This is a genomic window from Streptomyces sp. NPDC016845 (genome assembly GCF_044332585.1).
In the GTDB taxonomy this organism is placed as follows: Bacteria; Actinomycetota; Actinomycetes; order Streptomycetales; family Streptomycetaceae; genus Streptomyces.
Genome location: NZ_JBIRPI010000007.1, coordinates 127448 through 142682, shown reverse-complemented (window position 1 = coordinate 142682; position 15235 = coordinate 127448). Strand labels below are relative to the sequence as shown.

Here is a 15235-nt window from a genome sequence, read left to right as displayed (position 1 = left end):
TGCAGACCTCTCAGTCCTTGACCGCGCCGCCGAGCCCGGACACCAGGCGCCGCTGTACGAGTACGAAGAAAACCAGTACCGGAATGGTCATCACGGTCGAGGCTGCCATGATTCCGCCCCAGTCGTTCTCGTCGGGTTTGAAGAAGACGAGCAGGGCCATCGGCAGCGTCGACTGGGACGTGTCGCTGATGATGAAGGACTTCGCGAAGAGGAAGTCGTTCCAGGTGGAGATGAAGGAGAAGACGCTCGTCGCCACGAGGCCGGGGAGGACGAGCGGGAAGAGGATCTGCCACAGGAAGCGGGCGCGGCTCGCACCGTCGAGATAAGCGGCTTCCTCCAGCGCTTCCGGAACCGCTTTCACGAAGCCGCGCAGCATCCAGATGGCGAACGGCAGGGAGAAGGCGAGGTGCGGCAGGATCAGCGAGCCGAGCGTGTTGAGCTGCCCGAAGTCCCGCATGAGGAAGAACAACGGGATGGTCAGGGCCTCGACCGGCACCATCTGCGCGACGAGGAACATGATGAGCAGCGTCGTACGGAACTTGAAACGGAAGCGGGTCACCGCCGTCGCTGCGAGGAATGCGACGAGTGCGGAGACGATGACGACCGTGCCCGCCACGATGAGGCTGTTGACGAAATACCGCCCGAATTCCTCCTGTTGGAAGACGCGACGGAAGGAGTCGAGCGACGGGGAAAGCGTCCAGGGCCGCGGCTCCGTCGATTCGACCTCGCCCGCCGGTTTGAAGGCGCTGAGCACCATCCAATAGAGGGGAAAGGCGACGACGACCGCGATAAGCAGGGCGGACGCTTCCGCGGCGAGCCGCCAGGGCCTGCGTATCCGCAAGGCGCGTAGCGCTCTGACACCTGAACCGACACCTGAACCGACACCGGAAAGGCTCACAGTTCCCGCCCCTCTCTGCGCATGAGCCGGAGGTAGACGAGCGTGACGGCGAGCAGGATGACGAGCATCACGACGCCGATCGCCGAGCCCAGGCTGTACTCGCTGCCCGCGAAGGCTTTCTGGTAGGCGTACACGTTCAGGACGAGGTTCTGCCCCGCGATGCCGCCGCCGTTCGTCATGACGTAGATCTGTGTGAAGACCTTGAAGTCCCAGATGATCGACTGGATGGTGACGACGACGAGGATCGGGCGGAGCATCGGCGCCATGACCGAGCGCCAGGTCCGCCACTGCGAGGCGCCGTCGAGCGAGGCCGCCTCGAGCACCTCGCCCGGGATCGCGCGGATGCCCGCGTACACGGTGACCATGACGAACGGGAACGAGCACCACACCACTTCGAGCAGGACGAGCGCGAAGGCGCTGTACCTGCCGTACGTCCATGAGTGGTCGCCGAGTCCGAGGACCTTGTTGACCGGGCCGAAGTCCGGGTCGAAGAGGAAGACCCAGACGGTGGAGCCGGTGATCGCCGGGGTGGCCCAGGCGCCGAGCGCGGCCAGCATCAGGGCGAGGCGGGGCACGGCCCGTACCCGGGTCAGCAGGACGGCGAGCGCGCAGCCGACGAGCAGGGTGGACACGACGCAGGCCGCCGCGAAGAGCACGGTGGCGAGCAGGACCTGCCAGAACTGGCTGTCGGAGAACAGGTGCCGGTAGTTGCCGAGGCCCTGGAAGGTGGCCGGTTCGCCGCCGCTGACCTGGGCCTGGGTGTACTCCAGGAAGGAGATCAGGCCGAGCTGGTAGATCGGGTAGACGAGGAGGCCGCCCAGGAGGACGAGGGCGGGGGCGAGGTAGAGCCAGGGGGTCCAGCCGCCGCCCCGGATCCCGCCCCGGATGCCGCCCGGGTGCCCGGCCTTGGTCCCGCTGATCCCGCCGCGGATTCGAGCGGAGCTCACCCGGCGGCCCCGAACGCCTCGTCCATCTTCTTCGCGGCGTCGCCGGAGGCGGCCTTCACGTCCTTACGGCCGCTGACGACCTCCTGGAACATGGTCGGCAGGACGAGCGAGGCGTCGATCTTCGCCCACGCGGGCGAGGCGGGCACGAACTTGGTGCCCGCGCCGAGCGTCTCGACGAAGGGCGCGACGAACGGCTCGCTCTTGGCGACCTCGTCGCGGACGTCGGTGAAGGTCGGCAGGAAACCCATGCCCTCGAAGAGGGCGCGCTGGGCGTTCTTCCCGGCGAGGCGCTTCATGAGGTCGACGGCGAGCGTGCGGTGCGAGGTGCTCTTCAGGACGCCGATGTTGTTGCCGCCGGCGAACGCGGGCGCGATCTCCCCCGCCTCGACGCCGGGCAGCGGCACGACGGCGTACTTTCCCCTGACCTTGCCGTCCTCCATGGCCTGGTGGCTGAAGTCGCCGCCGATCGCCATGGCGGCCTTGCCGCTCGCGAAGGCGGTGACGGTGTCGTTTCCGCCCATCCCCGCGCACTTGGCGGCGGGACAGTTGGCCGAGCCGAAGAGCGAGGTGTAGGCCTTGATGCCCTTCTGGGCGGCGGGCGAGTCCAGGGTGCTGGCGTAGGTGTCGCCCTTCTTCTCGGCGAGGTCACCGCCGTTGGCCCAGATGAAGGGCATCGCGCCGTACGTGTAGGCGCCGCCGACGGCGAGCCCGTACAGCTCGGGACGCTCCTTGTGGATCTTCTTCGCGGTGGCGGCGAGTTCGTCCTGGGTCCTGGGGACGGCTATGCCGAGGTCCTTGAAGACGTCGGTCCTGTAGTACAGGGCGCGGACGCCGACGAAGTACGGGGCGCCGTAGACCTTCCCGTCGACCGTCACGGACTCCTTGGCGGTCGGGTCGGTGTCCTTGGCCTCGGACCACCGGCCGAACTCGGCGCTCACGTCGGCGAGTCCGCCGTCCTTGACGTAACCGGCGGTGTCGGTGTTGCCGTACTCGATGACGTCGGGCGCGCTCTTCGGGTCGTTGAAGGCGGCCTTGATCTTCTCGGCGCGGGTGTCGACGGGGATGTACTCGACCTTGACCTTCGCCCCGTCATGGGCCTTCTGGAAGGCGTCGACGGCGGCGTCGACGGACTTCTCCTTGGGCCCGTTGTTGACCTCCTGGAAGAGCCAGACGCGCAGCGTGCCGCTCTTGTCGTCCTTGGCGGAGCCGCTGTTGTCCGAGGTGCCGGGCGCGCAGGCGGCGGTGGCGGCCAGGACGAGCGCGCCAAGTGCCGCGAGCGGCGCGCCACTTCGACGGGGGAACTTCACGGGGAGCTTCAACGGAACGCCTCCGAGCTGTCGTTGCAACATACGCAATGGTTGTTTCGCTGTGCACAACAGGGAGGAGGCTAGAAGGACTGGACCAGTGAGCGCAATGGTTTACGTGAGGCAACGCACAGCGGGTGCGCGTGAGAACGCGCGAAGGCCCCTGGCGTGCGTCACCGCACACCAGGGGCCTTCGAGGGGATCGAGGGGGGCCGGCTACTTACCGCCGTCCTTGCCGCCGTCCTTGTCGCCGCCCGCGCCCATGGACTCGTAGATCTCCTTGCACATGGGACACACGGGGTACTTCTTCGGGTCGCGGCCCGGTACCCACACCTTGCCGCAGAGCGCGACGACAGGAGTGCCGTCGAGGGCGCTCGCCATGATCTTGTCCTTCTGGACATAGTGGGCGAAGCGCTCGTGATCGCCGTCGCCGTGCGACGTCTGCGGCGTCGGCTCTACGAGGGTCCCCGTACCTGTCCCGCGCTCGGGCTCAAGAGTGCTCATAGGAGCCAAGGGTACTGAAGGCCGCGCGCAGGACGAAGCCCGCCGGTGACGACCGCGGCGACGTCCGGACCGGCGTTCGGAGCGAGGTCCGGGGCAGGGCCGGGGCAGGGCCGGGGCGGCGTCAGTTGAGCGAGGGGTCGTCCGGATATGTCGCGACCATCGCCAGCTCGCTGCGCTGGCGGCGCAGGACCGCGCGCCACAGCCCCTCGGGCCGTGTCGCCGACACGTCCCCGGGCTCCGACTCGACGACGTACCAGGCCCCGCCGGACAGCTCGTTCTGCAGCTGGCCCGGGCCCCAGCCCGCGTAACCGGCGAAGATACGCAGCGAGCCGAGCGCCGCCGCGAGCAGTTCGGGCGGCGCCTCCAGGTCGACGACGCCGATCGCGCCGTGCACCCGGCGCCAGCCGAGCGGGCCGTCCTCGCCGGGGATGACGGCGACGCCGAGCGCCGAGTCGAGGGAGACGGGGCCGCCCTGGAAGACGACGCCGGGCTCGCCGGCCAGGTCGCCCCAGCCGTCCAGGATGTCGCCGACGTCCACGGGGGTGGGCCGGTTGAGGACGACGCCGACCGAGCCCTCCTTGTCGTGGTCGAGGAGCAGCACCACCGCACGGTCGAAATTCGGGTCCGCGAGAGCGGGAGTCGCCACGAGCAACCGCCCTGTGAGCGAGGACACCTCGGTCATGGCAGACATGATCCCGCACTTTCCCCGCGCGGGGGGAGACAAGCGCGAGAACGGCAACACGGCAGCTCAGCGCCGACGCGGACGCGCGGGGCGCGAGCGGACCGGCCGGTCACCCCTTGCGCCCTATTCGTAACGGTTCGTGTTGTAGCGAAGTCATGACGGTCCGGGGCCTCTCCGCGCATACGGAACAGGGGTGAGCGGCCCTTACCCTTGTCCCTTGGCCCCCTGCCCACCCTCTTCGGAACGCGAGATACATGACCGTCACCGGCATTGACGACGTACTGACTGTCCACGGCGGAACCCCGCTGGAGGGCGAGATCCGGGTCCGCGGCGCCAAGAACCTGGTGCCCAAGGCCATGGTGGCCGCGCTGCTCGGCAGCGCTCCGAGCCGGCTGCGCAATGTCCCCGACATCCGTGACGTCCGGGTCGTACGCGGTCTGCTGCAGCTGCACGGTGTGACGGTCCGCCCCGGTGAGGAGCCGGGCGAGCTGGTGATGGACCCCTCGCACGTGGAGTCGGCGAACGTCGCGGACATCGACGCCCACGCGGGCTCGTCCCGTATCCCGATCCTGCTCTGCGGCCCGCTCCTGCACCGCCTCGGCCACGCCTTCATCCCGGGCCTCGGCGGCTGTGACATCGGCGGCCGGCCGATCGACTTCCACTTCGAGGTCCTCCGCCAGTTCGGCGCGACGATCGAGAAGCGCGCCGACGGCCAGTACCTGGAGGCCCCGCAGCGGCTGCGCGGCACCAAGATCCGCCTCCCCTACCCCTCCGTGGGCGCCACCGAGCAGGTCCTGCTCACGGCCGTCCTCGCCGAGGGCGTGACGGAGCTCTCGAACGCGGCCGTGGAGCCGGAGATCGAGGACCTGATCTGCGTCCTGCAGAAAATGGGCGCGATCATCGCGATGGACACCGACCGCACCATCCGCGTCACCGGTGTGGACAAGCTCGGCGGGTACACCCACCGCGCGCTCTCCGACCGCCTGGAGGCGGCGTCCTGGGCGTCGGCCGCGCTCGCCACCGAGGGCAACATCTACGTGCGCGGCGCCCAGCAGCGCTCGATGATGACCTTCCTCAACACCTACCGCAAGGTCGGCGGCGCCTTCGAGATCGACGACGAGGGCATCCGCTTCTGGCACCCGGGCGGCCAGCTCAAGTCGATCGCGCTGGAGACGGACGTCCACCCGGGCTTCCAGACCGACTGGCAGCAGCCGCTCGTCGTGGCGCTCACGCAGGCCACGGGCCTGTCCATCGTCCACGAGACGGTGTACGAGTCCCGGCTCGGCTTCACCTCGGCGCTGAACCAGATGGGCGCGCACATCCAGCTCTACCGCGAGTGCCTGGGCGGCTCCGACTGCCGCTTCGGCCAGCGCAACTTCCTGCACTCGGCGGTCGTCTCGGGCCCCACCAAGCTGGAGGGCGCCGACCTGGTCATCCCCGACCTGCGCGGTGGCTTCTCGTACCTGATCGCGGCGCTCGCCGCGCAGGGCACGTCCCGGGTGCACGGCATCGACCTGATCAACCGCGGCTACGAGAACTTCATGGACAAGCTCATCGAGCTCGGCGCGAAGGTCGAACTGCCGGGCAAGGCGCTCGGCTAGCCGCCGCGTTTCCCGGCTCTACGGCGATGGGGCCCACCCGGATCTTCCGGGTGGGCCCCATCGCCGTACGGGCGGCTCACAGGCTGCCCCTGGGGCTCTCACGGCCGTCCACGGGCACGTCGTGGCTGGTCGCGCAGTTCCCCGCGCCCCTGAGATGCGCACTCCGTGCGCCATCTCGGACGGCGCGTGGGAGCGCTCATGGGGGCCGCGGCGAAGCCGCATGCCTCAGGGGCGCGGGGAACTGCGCGAGAAGCCCCACCGGGCCGCACCCGGCGACGAGACGTCACGCCCCGCAGACGCGGCCCCGGAAAAGCCGGCGGGCGGTCACCCGGATCCCCGGATGACCGCCCGCCGCAAAATCGCCGAAGGCTACTTACCCTTGGCGGCTTCCTTGAGCTTCGAGCCCGCGGAGACCTTCACGCTGTAACCGGCCGGGATGTCGATCGGGTCGCCGGTCTGCGGGTTACGAGCGGTGCGAGCGGCACGGTGGGTGCGCTCGAAGGTCAGGAAGCCGGGGATGGTGACCTTCTCGTCGCCCTTGGCAACGATCTCGCCGACGGTCTCGGCGAACGCGGCCAGCACGGCGTCGGCGTCCTTGCGGGTCACCTCGGCGCGGTCGGCCAGCGCGGCCACCAGCTCACTGCGGTTCATGTTTGTACTCCCGTGTTCTTCTTGCCGTTGAGGCGTGCCATACGGCCGGAGCCGTATGTGGGGCAACAGCGAAGCCGATGTTGCCAGGGTCTCGGTCAGGCCCGGGACCCGGGGTCCGTATCGCAGGACCCTCGCGCCCGCTGGGGGCGCCCCCTGGACCACGTCCTTGGGAAAGCATCCTGCCCCCACCAGCGGCGGTAAAGCCAATCCGGCGCCCTGGGGGTCACCCGGAAAGCCTTGGAGCCTGCCTTTGACAGGCTCTTGACCACCCGGGGGCGGGGGCGGGGTCAGGGCCTGCTTCCCGGCCACCCTAAAGGGCCCGGCCGAGCCCGTGATCCGCGACGCGCCGGGCCTCAGACGGTCGTGGTGCCCGTCACAACCGTCCCGGCGGCCTTCGCGGCGTCGCGCACGGCACCGGCGACGGCGCCCGCGACCTTGTCGTTGAAGACGCTGGGGATGATGTAGTTCGGGTTGAGCTCGTCCTCGCTCACCACGTCGGCCAGGGCCGTCGCGGCCGCCAGCATCATCCCCGTGTTGACCGTGCGCGACTGGGCGTCGAGCAGGCCGCGGAAGACGCCGGGGAAGACCAGGACGTTGTTGATCTGGTTGGGGAAGTCGGAGCGGCCCGTGGCCACCACGGCGGCCGTCTGGCGGGCGACCGCCGGGTCGACCTCGGGGTCCGGGTTCGCGAGCGCGAACACGATGGCACCCTCGGCCATGGCGGCGACATCGTCGCCGTTCAGGACGTTGGGCGCGGAGACCCCGATGAAGACGTCGGCGTCGACGACGGCTTCCTTGAGGGTGCCCGTGAGGGCCTCGGGGTTGGTGTTGTCCGCGATCCAGCGCAGCGGCGAGTCCTTGTCGGCGTCCTTGAGGTCCTCGCGGTCGGCGTGCACGACGCCGTGGATGTCGGCGACGACCGCGTTCTTCACACCCGCCGCGAGCAGCAGCTTGAGGATGGCGGTGCCGGCCGCGCCCGCGCCCGACATGACGACGCGGATGTCGCCCATGCCCTTGTTCGCCACGCGCAGCGCGTTGGTCAGGGCGGCGAGGACGACGATCGCGGTGCCGTGCTGGTCGTCGTGGAAGACGGGGATGTCGAGGGCCTCTCGCAGGCGGGCCTCGATCTCGAAGCAGCGGGGCGCGGAGATGTCCTCCAGGTTGATGCCCGCGAAGCCGGGGGCGATCGCCTTGACGATCTCGACGATGGCGTCGGTGTCCTGGGTGTCCAGGCAGATCGGCCAGGCGTCGATGTCGGCGAACCGCTTGAAGAGGGCGGCCTTGCCCTCCATGACGGGCATGGCGGCCATCGGGCCGATGTTGCCGAGGCCGAGGACGGCGGAGCCGTCCGTCACCACCGCAACGGTGTTGCGCTTGATGGTCAGGCGCCGGGCGTCCTCGGGGTTCTCCGCGATCGCCATGCAGACGCGGGCCACACCCGGCGTGTAGACCATGGAGAGGTCGTCACGGTTGCGGATGGGGTGCTTGGACTGCATCTCGATCTTGCCGCCGAGGTGCATCAGGAACGTACGGTCGGAGACCTTTCCGAGCGTCACGCCCTCGATCCCGCGCAGCTCCGTGACGATCTCGTCCGCGTGGGACGTGGAGCTGGCCGCGATCGTGACGTCGATCCGGAGCTTCTCGTGGCCGGAGGCGGTGACGTCGAGGCCGGTCACCGAGCCGCCGGAGGACTCCACGGCGGTGGTGAGCTGCGAGACAGCCGTACCGCTCGCGGGCACCTCCAACCGGACCGTCATCGAGTAGGAGACGCTGGGCGCCGTTGCCATGGCCGACTTCCTCTGCTTTCACCGTGTAGCTGTTGCCGTCCGATGGTCGCACCTACCGCCGAGTACGTGGTAGCCGCATCGGATTGTGAACCTTACGTTCACCGTCTTTTCGGAAATGAGTTTCCACCATACGAGAAGTGCCGCCCGTGGGGAAGGGGCGCCGGAAACGACGAGAGGCCCACGTCACTGAGTGACGTGGGCCTCTCGCTCTCCGTTCATGACACCGACCCGCCATGCTCGCCTCGCGGCAAGTGGTCCCTCAAAGGGACGATGGTTGGGCCCGGGGGCTTGGATCGGGCCGGTGCCACTTCAACGGTAACACCGGCTGCTCCCGACACAAGAGCCCGTCGCAAGGCCGTCCCAAGGGTCAGTCGCGCAGCAGATCCGGCACCCCGTCCGCGTCGGGTTCGTCCCGCTCCCCCGAGACCACGGTGAGCTGCTGGGTGGCGCGGGTCAGCGCCACGTACAGGACGCGCAGGCCCGCCGGGGACTCGTCGGCGATCTCCGCCGGGGAGACCACGACCGTGGCGTCGTACTCCAGCCCCTTGGCCTCCAGGGAGCCGAGCGCGACCACCCGCTCGCCCAGCCCGTCCAGCCAGCGGGCCGCCTCGGCGCGGCGGTTCATCGCGACGACGACGCCGACCGTGCCGTCGACCCGGTCGAGCAGCCGTGCGGCCTCCTCCCGGACGGTGGCGCCGAGCCGGTCCCGTACGACGGCGAACCGCGGCTGGACGCCGGTGGAGCGGACCGCGGACGGGGAGTCCGAGCCCGGCATCGCGAGCGCCAGGACCTTCGCGGCCAGCTCCGCGATCTCGGAGGGGTTGCGGTAGTTCACGGTCAGGGTGAAGCGGCGGCGCGGGCGCGTGCCGAGCGCCTCGTCGCGGGCGGCTGCCGCCTCCTCCGGGTCCGACCAGGACGACTGCGCCGGGTCGCCGACCACCGTCCACGTGGCGTGGCGCCCGCGACGGCCGACCATGCGCCACTGCATCGGCGTGAGGTCCTGCGCCTCGTCGACGATGACGTGCGCGTACTCGGTACGTTCCTGGGCGAGGCGTTCGGCGCGCTCGCGCTGGGACTCCTCGCGCTGCGGCATCAGCTCCTCGAGCCCTGTGAGCTGGTCGAGCGGGTCGTACTCGCGCTTCTTCCTCGGGCGGGCCGGGGTGCCGAGGATGGCGTTCAGCTCGTCCAGGATCGCCACGTCGTGCACGGAGAGCGAGTCGCGCCGCAGCGAGCGGGCGACCTTGCGGATCTCGCCCGGGTTGAGGACGCGCCGCGCCCAGCGGCCCAGGCGCCGCTCGTCGGACATGGCCGCGAGGACGGCGCGAGGCGTCAGCTCCGGCCACCAGGCGTTCAGGAACCGTACGAAGTCGTCCTCGCCGGTGATGTCGTCGTCGAAGGAGGAGCGCAGCTCGGCGGCGAGTTCGGGGTCCGTGTGCCGGCCGCCCGCGCCCGACCGCTCCCACAGGGCGTCCAGGAGGAGCTTGCGGGCGCGCGGACGCAGGTGGTTGACCGGGGCCGTGCCGCTGAGGGCGGCCTGGCGGATCCGGTTCAGCTGGTCGGCCTCCAGCTCCAGGCGGCGGCCGAAGGCGACGACGCGCAGCCGGGTGGGGGTGGCCGTGGCGACCTCTTCGGGGGCGTCCTCGCCGAAGGCGAGCTGTTCGGCGGAGGCGGAGGCGGGGGCCGGGGCCGGGGCCGGGCGGCCCGACTCCAGGGCGCCGCGCGCCGCCTTGCGCAGCACCTTCAGCATCCGCGAGGAGCCCTTGACGCGGGCGACGGCCGGGCTGTCGTACTCGACCGCCTCGGCGCCGTCGACCAGGGAGCCGACCGCGCGGATCGCGACCTGGCCCTCCTCGCCGAGGGAGGGCAGGACGCCCTCGGTGTAGGCGACGAGCAGCGGGGTGGGCGAGACGATCAGGATGCCGCCCGCGTACCGGCGGCGGTCCTGGTAGAGGAGGTAGGCGGCGCGGTGCAGCGCCACCGCCGTCTTGCCGGTGCCCGGGCCGCCCTCGACGTACGTGACGGACGCGGCGGGCGCGCGGATCACCTGGTCCTGCTCGGCCTGGATGGAGGCGACGATGTCGCGCATCGAGTGGCTGCGGGCCTGGCCGAGGGCGGCCATCAGCGCGCCGTCGCCGATCGCGGGGAGCCGCTCGCCGTCCAGGTACGCGGTCAGCTCGGGGCGCATCAGGTCGTCCTCGACGCCGAGCACCCTGCGGCCCTTGGAGCGGATGACGCGGCGGCGCACGACGCGGCCCGGGTCGACCGGCGTGGAGCGGTAGAACGGCGCGGCGGCCGGCGCCCGCCAGTCGATGACCAGCGGCGAGTAGTCCGCGTCCAGGACACCGATCCGGCCGATGTGCAGCGTCTCGGCGATCTCGGCCGTGTTGTCGGGGCGGACCGCGCCCTCGGCCGGTTCGACCGCCGTGTACGCGCCGTCCGGGCCCTTCTTGCCGTCCTTGCCCGGGAGCAGGTCGATACGGCCGAAGAGGAAGTCCTCGAACTCGTTGTTGAGCCGGCTGAGGTGGATGCCGGCGCGGAAGACCTGGGCGTCCCGCTCGGCGAGCGCGCCGGGTGTGCCGACCTGGCCGCGCTTGGCGGCGTCGTCCATCAGGAACTCCGCCTCGTGGATCTTCTCTTCCAGTCGGCGGTAGACGGCGTCGAGATGTCTCTGTTCGACGCCGATCTCGCGGTCACGAACGGAGTCCGTATCCGAGTCCACCGCTGGATCCTGCTGAGCCTGAGCGGCCACCGGGCCCCCTTCTGACGTGCTGGGCAGCCGTCAAAGGTACGCGAAAGGGGGGCCGGGCGGCTACGTCCGGTGGGGGCGACCCGGCGTCGGGGTCACGCGTTTACCTCCACCAGTCGTTTCCCGTCGAGCGTCTCGACCTCGAAGCGGTCGATCTGGTCCCGGTCGAAGGCGGCGCCCCCGTGCACGTACAGCGGGTAGGTGGCGTCCTCGTGCGGGCTGTCCGCGATGCCGTAGCCCCACTTCGGGACCGCCCAGGTGGTGACCGTCTCGCGCGCCCCGTTCTTGCCGACCGCGACAAGGCTGCACTTCAGCGGGCCCTTCACGTTCTTCAGCCGGAGGACCGTGTGGGTGCCCCACGCCTTCTCCTCCATGCCGACGGTCGCGCTGACCTTCGTCGTCGCGTCGGTGGCCGACACCTTCTCGTCCATGTGGTGGAAGAAGGCGTCCTCGGCGGGGCTCGTCGGATGCGGCTCCGCGAGGACCCCGGAGTCGCCGCCGTCGGAGACCGCCATGACGGTGAGCGGGCCGCCGATGATCAGCGCCGCCGCGGCCGCCACCAGGTACAGGGAACGGCGCCGCTTGCGCCCGCGCCTGCGCGCGACCTCGCCGACCAGCGACTCCGCGAGCCGGTGGCTCGGCGCGGCGGCCAGGGACTCCCCGATGTGCCGCACCGCGGGCGCGTCCCGCCGGGGCGGCAGATCGGCGAGGGCGGCGAGCATCGGCTCCATCCCCGCGAACTCCTCCAGGCGCGCCGCGCACACCTCGCACCCCGCCAGATGGGCCTCGAAGGCGCTCGCCTCGGCGTCGTCGAGCACGCCCAGGACGTAGGCGCCGACCGCCTCGTGCACGTCGCCCGCCGGACCGTGCCCGAACGGACCGCTCGCCCCGTACGCCGACGTCATGCCGTCACCCCCCGCTCCTCAAGCGCCAGCTTCATGGAGCGCAGCGCGTAGAAGACGCGGGAGCGCACCGTACCGCTGGGGATGCCGAGCGTCTCGGCCGCCTCGTTGACCGTACGCCCCTTGAAGTACGTCTCCACGAGCACTTCGCGGTGCGCGGGGGTCAGGTCCTCCAGGGCGTCGGAGAGTGTCATCAGCCACAGCGCCTTGTCGATCTCGTCCTCCGCGGGGATGACCTCCAGCGGTGACGCGTCGACCTCCTGCGGCCGGGCCTGCCGGCTGCGGTGGCCGTCGATGACGATGCGTCGGGCGACCGTCACCAGCCAGGGGCGTACCGAGCCGGTCGCACGGTTGAGCTGACCGGCGTTCTTCCAGGCGCGGATGAGCGTCTCCTGCACGACATCCTCGGCGCGCTGCCGGTCCCCCGCGACCAGCCGCAGCACATAGGCGAGGAGGGGCCGCGCGTGCTCGGCGTAGAGCGCGCGCATCAGCTCCTCGTCCGGCTCCGGCGGCCGGGGCGCACGATGCCGGGCCCGGGGAGGGCGTTCATCGGCCACGGCGGAATCCTTGCGCACGCCTACCTCCGGTGTCCCCGGTTCGACGATCCGGCCGTCTTTTTTCGGCTGGGTTCACGGGAGGGATACGTAGACGAACGCGCCTGCGTTCAAGGTCAGTTGGAGAAGTCTCGGTCAGGCGCGCGCGAGGGCCGCCCTGCGGCGGTGCCGGGCCACGCGCTCCCGGTTGCCGCACACCTCGCTGGAGCACCAGCGGCGTCTGCGGCCCCGGGAGGTGTCGAGGTAGATGATCGGGCAGCTGTCGCCCTCGCACTGGCGCAGGCAGCCGCGGACGGCGGGGTCGGTGAGCAGGTCGACGACATCGCGCGCGACGGCCGCGAGCAGGGCCGGGCAGCCGGGCGCGTCGTGCAGCGCCCGGACGAGCGAGCCGTCGGCGGTGCGGACGGCGCGGGGCGCGGGCGGGGCTGCGCGGGCGAGCAGGTTGACGCGTTCGAGGGCGGCGGAAGCGGGGCGCCCGGCCAGCTCGCCCCGAACCAACTGGCCGATGTGGCTTCTCAGTTCGCGGAAGGCGGCGAGCCAGGCCGGGGTGCACGCGGCGAGCGCGGCGGGATCGGGGACGAGGCCGGCGCCGATGAGCCAGGCGCGCAGACGGTCGGTGGAGGTGAGGCGTTCGTCGGGGTGTGCGGTGGCGACCAGATCCAGGCAGAGGCGTCCGGAGTCGAACCGCAACTCAGGGAGAGGGGGGAAGGAGGGCCCTGTGGGTACTGCTGCCATGCCCTCTACAGTGCCCGCCTCGCCGCCCCGCCGGAACCCCCGGTAACGGCGGTCTACTTGCGGAGGTGCGCGGGCGGGCCGTCGTGCAGCAGGCGCTGGAAGAGGATGTGGTCGCGCCACTCCCCCGCGACGTACAGGTACGCGAGGGGCCTGCCGTACTCGACGAAGCCGCATTTGGCGAGCACCCGCTGCGACGCCTTGTTGTCGGTGAGCGTGCCCGCCTCGACGCGGTGCAGGCCCAGGTCGTCACGGGCGGCGCGGCAGACCTCCTCGACGGCGGCCGTGACGAGGCCGCGCCCGGCGTACTCGCCGTCGACCCAGTAGCCGAGCACGCCGCTGCACAGGGGGCCGAGCACGATGTTGTTCAGCATGACGCGGCCGACGACCCGCTCCCCGTCGAACAGCAGCCACGTCACGCTGTCCGGCTGGGCGAGCCGTTCGGCCTGCGCGGCCGCCGTGTAGAAGCCCGGTTCACGGGGCGGCTCGGTCGCGCTCAGGTGCTCCCGGTTGCGCAGGTACGCGTCGGCGAGGGCCTGGGCGTCACCGGGGACGGCGGGGCGCAGGGCGATGGTGTCGGTGATCAGCATGTGCGTACGGTACGTGCGGCGGGCGCGGGGCTGGGCTGGGCTGGGCTGGTCACGCCTCCGCGCACCCGGCTCGGCTCACCCGTCCGCGTACTTCGCGTCCGCCGACGCCGGGTCGAGCGCGAGCCGGTACCCCCGCTTCACCACCGTCTGGATCAGCTTCGGCGCCCCGAGCGACGCCCTGAGGCGGGCCATCGCCGTCTCCACCGCGTGCTCGTCGCTGCCCGCGCCGGGCAGCGCGCGCAGCAGGTCCGCTCGGGACACCACCCAGCCGGGCCGCCGCGCCAGGCAGCGCAGGAGCGCCATGCCGGCGGGCGGCACCGGGCGCAGTTCGCCGTCGACCACGACGGCGTGGCCGCGGATCTCCAGGCGGTGCCCGGCGACCGGCAACATACGCGCTCGGGCGGGCAGTTCGCGGCAGAGCAGCTGTACCAGCGGGCCGAGCCGGAAGCGTTCCGGCTGCACCGTGGGCACCCCGCGGTCCTGCAGCGGCAGCGCCGTGACCGGGCCGACGCAGGCCGGGACCACGTCGTGCCCGAGGGCCGCGAGGAGGTCGGGGAGGCGGCCGCGCTCTTCGGCCCGGTTGAGGAAGGAGGCGGCGGCGGGCGCCGAGGTGAACGTCAGCGCGTCGACGCCCCGGGCCACGGTCGCGTCCAGGAGCCGGTCGAGGGGCCCGATGTCCTCCGGCGGCATCCACCGGTACACCGGTACCCCCACCACCTCGGCCCCGGCCTCGCGCAGCGCCTCCACGAATCCGGGCAGGGGCTCGCCGTGCAGCTGGACGGCGACCCGCCGGTCCTGGACGCCCTCGGACAGGAGCCGTTCGAGGACCTCCGCCATCGACTCCGACGACGGCGACCACTCCTCGGTGAGGCCCGCCGCGCGGATCGCGCCCTTCACCTTCGGGCCGCGCGCGAGGACCTCCACGCCGCGCAGGCGGGCGAGCAGGGCCTCCCCGAGGCCCCAGCCGTCGGCGGCCTCGACCCAGCCGCGGAAGCCGATCGCGGTGGTCGCGACGACGATGTCGGGGGCCTGGTCGAGGAGTTCCTTGGTCGCGGAGAGGAGTTCGCTGTCGTCGGCGAGGGGCACGATGCGCAGCGCGGGCGCGTGCAGCACGGTGGCGCCGCGGCGCTTGAGGAGCGCGCCGAGTTCGTCGGCGCGGCGTGCGGCGGTCACGCCCACGGTGAATCCGGCGAGCGGTCCGTGCGCCCGCTCCGCCGCCCCGGGGGCCTGCTGTGCGTCGTCCATGCTGGTTCTCGTCCCGCTCGACGGTCGTGTCGGTGCTGTGGCGCCGACGCCCGAGCCTGTCAACTCGGCGTGACAGGCCCGGATCAGCGCCA

General features: G+C 71.4%; 14 protein-coding genes. 1 reads left to right on the top strand and 13 read right to left on the bottom strand.

The features are described 5' to 3' along the window. Positions 1-10 precede the first annotated feature (10 nt). The 5 genes from ACH4RC_RS20140 to ACH4RC_RS20120 form a co-directional block, all read right to left on the bottom strand. Positions 11-898 carry a carbohydrate ABC transporter permease gene (locus tag ACH4RC_RS20140; RefSeq protein WP_398202561.1) on the bottom strand — a complete coding sequence of 296 codons (888 nt, stop codon included), beginning with the start codon at positions 896-898 and terminating at the stop codon, positions 11-13. Next, positions 895-1818 (bottom strand): carbohydrate ABC transporter permease, encoded by a 924-nt coding sequence (locus tag ACH4RC_RS20135; protein WP_398202933.1) that lies wholly within the window; start codon positions 1816-1818, stop codon positions 895-897. Before ACH4RC_RS20135 ends, ACH4RC_RS20140 begins: the two co-directional genes overlap by 4 nt. 23 nt (positions 1819-1841) lie before the next feature. Beyond that, a complete protein-coding gene (locus tag ACH4RC_RS20130) occupies positions 1842-3152 on the bottom strand; it encodes an extracellular solute-binding protein (protein ID WP_398202559.1) in 1311 nt (436 codons plus the stop codon). 213 nt (positions 3153-3365) lie between these two features. Next, positions 3366-3653, bottom strand: a complete 288-nt coding sequence (locus tag ACH4RC_RS20125; protein ID WP_361070292.1) for a DUF3039 domain-containing protein — start codon at positions 3651-3653, stop codon at positions 3366-3368. Positions 3654-3774: 121 nt separating this feature from the next. Next, on the bottom strand, positions 3775-4335 hold the full coding sequence (locus tag ACH4RC_RS20120; RefSeq protein ID WP_398202556.1) for a YqgE/AlgH family protein: 561 nt from the start codon (positions 4333-4335) through the stop codon (positions 3775-3777). 254 nt (positions 4336-4589) lie between these two features. Between ACH4RC_RS20120 and murA the strand changes: the two genes are divergently transcribed. Beyond that, complete coding sequence (gene murA, locus ACH4RC_RS20115; protein WP_394433591.1) at positions 4590-5936, top strand: UDP-N-acetylglucosamine 1-carboxyvinyltransferase; 1347 nt, start codon at positions 4590-4592, stop codon at positions 5934-5936. Between the two features lie 369 nt (positions 5937-6305). On the opposite strand, the gene ACH4RC_RS20110 is transcribed toward murA, so the two are convergent. The 8 genes from ACH4RC_RS20110 to ACH4RC_RS20075 form a co-directional block, all read right to left on the bottom strand. Further along, complete coding sequence (locus tag ACH4RC_RS20110) at positions 6306-6587, bottom strand: HU family DNA-binding protein (protein WP_006374476.1); 282 nt, start codon at positions 6585-6587, stop codon at positions 6306-6308. A 353-nt stretch (positions 6588-6940) separates the two neighbouring features. Beyond that, the gene (locus ACH4RC_RS20105) at positions 6941-8374 is read right to left on the bottom strand and encodes an NAD-dependent malic enzyme (RefSeq protein ID WP_398202553.1); all 1434 of its coding nucleotides are present in this window, start codon (positions 8372-8374) and stop codon (positions 6941-6943) included. 367 nt (positions 8375-8741) lie between these two features. Further along, a complete protein-coding gene (locus ACH4RC_RS20100) occupies positions 8742-11123 on the bottom strand; it encodes a HelD family protein (RefSeq protein WP_398202551.1) in 2382 nt (793 codons plus the stop codon). Positions 11124-11215: 92 nt separating this feature from the next. Next, positions 11216-12025, bottom strand: coding sequence for an anti-sigma factor family protein (locus ACH4RC_RS20095; protein ID WP_398202548.1), 810 nt, complete (start codon positions 12023-12025; stop codon positions 11216-11218). Then, positions 12022-12597 carry a sigma-70 family RNA polymerase sigma factor gene (locus ACH4RC_RS20090; RefSeq protein WP_324774160.1) on the bottom strand — a complete coding sequence of 192 codons (576 nt, stop codon included), beginning with the start codon at positions 12595-12597 and terminating at the stop codon, positions 12022-12024. Before ACH4RC_RS20090 ends, ACH4RC_RS20095 begins: the two co-directional genes overlap by 4 nt. Before the next feature lie 114 nt (positions 12598-12711). Next, positions 12712-13311 carry a CGNR zinc finger domain-containing protein gene (locus ACH4RC_RS20085; protein WP_398202544.1) on the bottom strand — a complete coding sequence of 200 codons (600 nt, stop codon included), beginning with the start codon at positions 13309-13311 and terminating at the stop codon, positions 12712-12714. A 53-nt stretch (positions 13312-13364) separates the two neighbouring features. Continuing rightward, the gene (locus tag ACH4RC_RS20080) at positions 13365-13898 is read right to left on the bottom strand and encodes a GNAT family N-acetyltransferase (protein WP_398202542.1); all 534 of its coding nucleotides are present in this window, start codon (positions 13896-13898) and stop codon (positions 13365-13367) included. Positions 13899-13973: 75 nt separating this feature from the next. Continuing rightward, the gene (locus ACH4RC_RS20075; protein WP_398202540.1) at positions 13974-15143 is read right to left on the bottom strand and encodes a uroporphyrinogen-III synthase; all 1170 of its coding nucleotides are present in this window, start codon (positions 15141-15143) and stop codon (positions 13974-13976) included. Between the last annotated feature and the right edge of the window lie 92 nt (positions 15144-15235).

Bases quoted from the DNA above. Each gene is read 5' to 3' on its own strand.
- ACH4RC_RS20125 (WP_361070292.1), bottom strand. From the start codon at position 3,653: ATGAGCACTCTTGAGCCCGAGCGCGGGACAGGTACGGGGACCCTCGTA.
- ACH4RC_RS20120 (WP_398202556.1), bottom strand. From the start codon at position 4,335: ATGACCGAGGTGTCCTCGCTCACAGGGCGGTTGCTCGTGGCGACTCCC.
- murA (WP_394433591.1), top strand. From the start codon at position 4,590: ATGACCGTCACCGGCATTGACGACGTACTGACTGTCCACGGCGGAACC.
- ACH4RC_RS20110 (WP_006374476.1), bottom strand. From the start codon at position 6,587: ATGAACCGCAGTGAGCTGGTGGCCGCGCTGGCCGACCGCGCCGAGGTG.
- ACH4RC_RS20105 (WP_398202553.1), bottom strand. From the start codon at position 8,374: ATGGCAACGGCGCCCAGCGTCTCCTACTCGATGACGGTCCGGTTGGAG.
- ACH4RC_RS20095 (WP_398202548.1), bottom strand. From the start codon at position 12,025: ATGACGTCGGCGTACGGGGCGAGCGGTCCGTTCGGGCACGGTCCGGCG.
- ACH4RC_RS20085 (WP_398202544.1), bottom strand. From the start codon at position 13,311: ATGGCAGCAGTACCCACAGGGCCCTCCTTCCCCCCTCTCCCTGAGTTG.
- ACH4RC_RS20080 (WP_398202542.1), bottom strand. From the start codon at position 13,898: ATGCTGATCACCGACACCATCGCCCTGCGCCCCGCCGTCCCCGGTGAC.
- ACH4RC_RS20075 (WP_398202540.1), bottom strand. From the start codon at position 15,143: ATGGACGACGCACAGCAGGCCCCCGGGGCGGCGGAGCGGGCGCACGGA.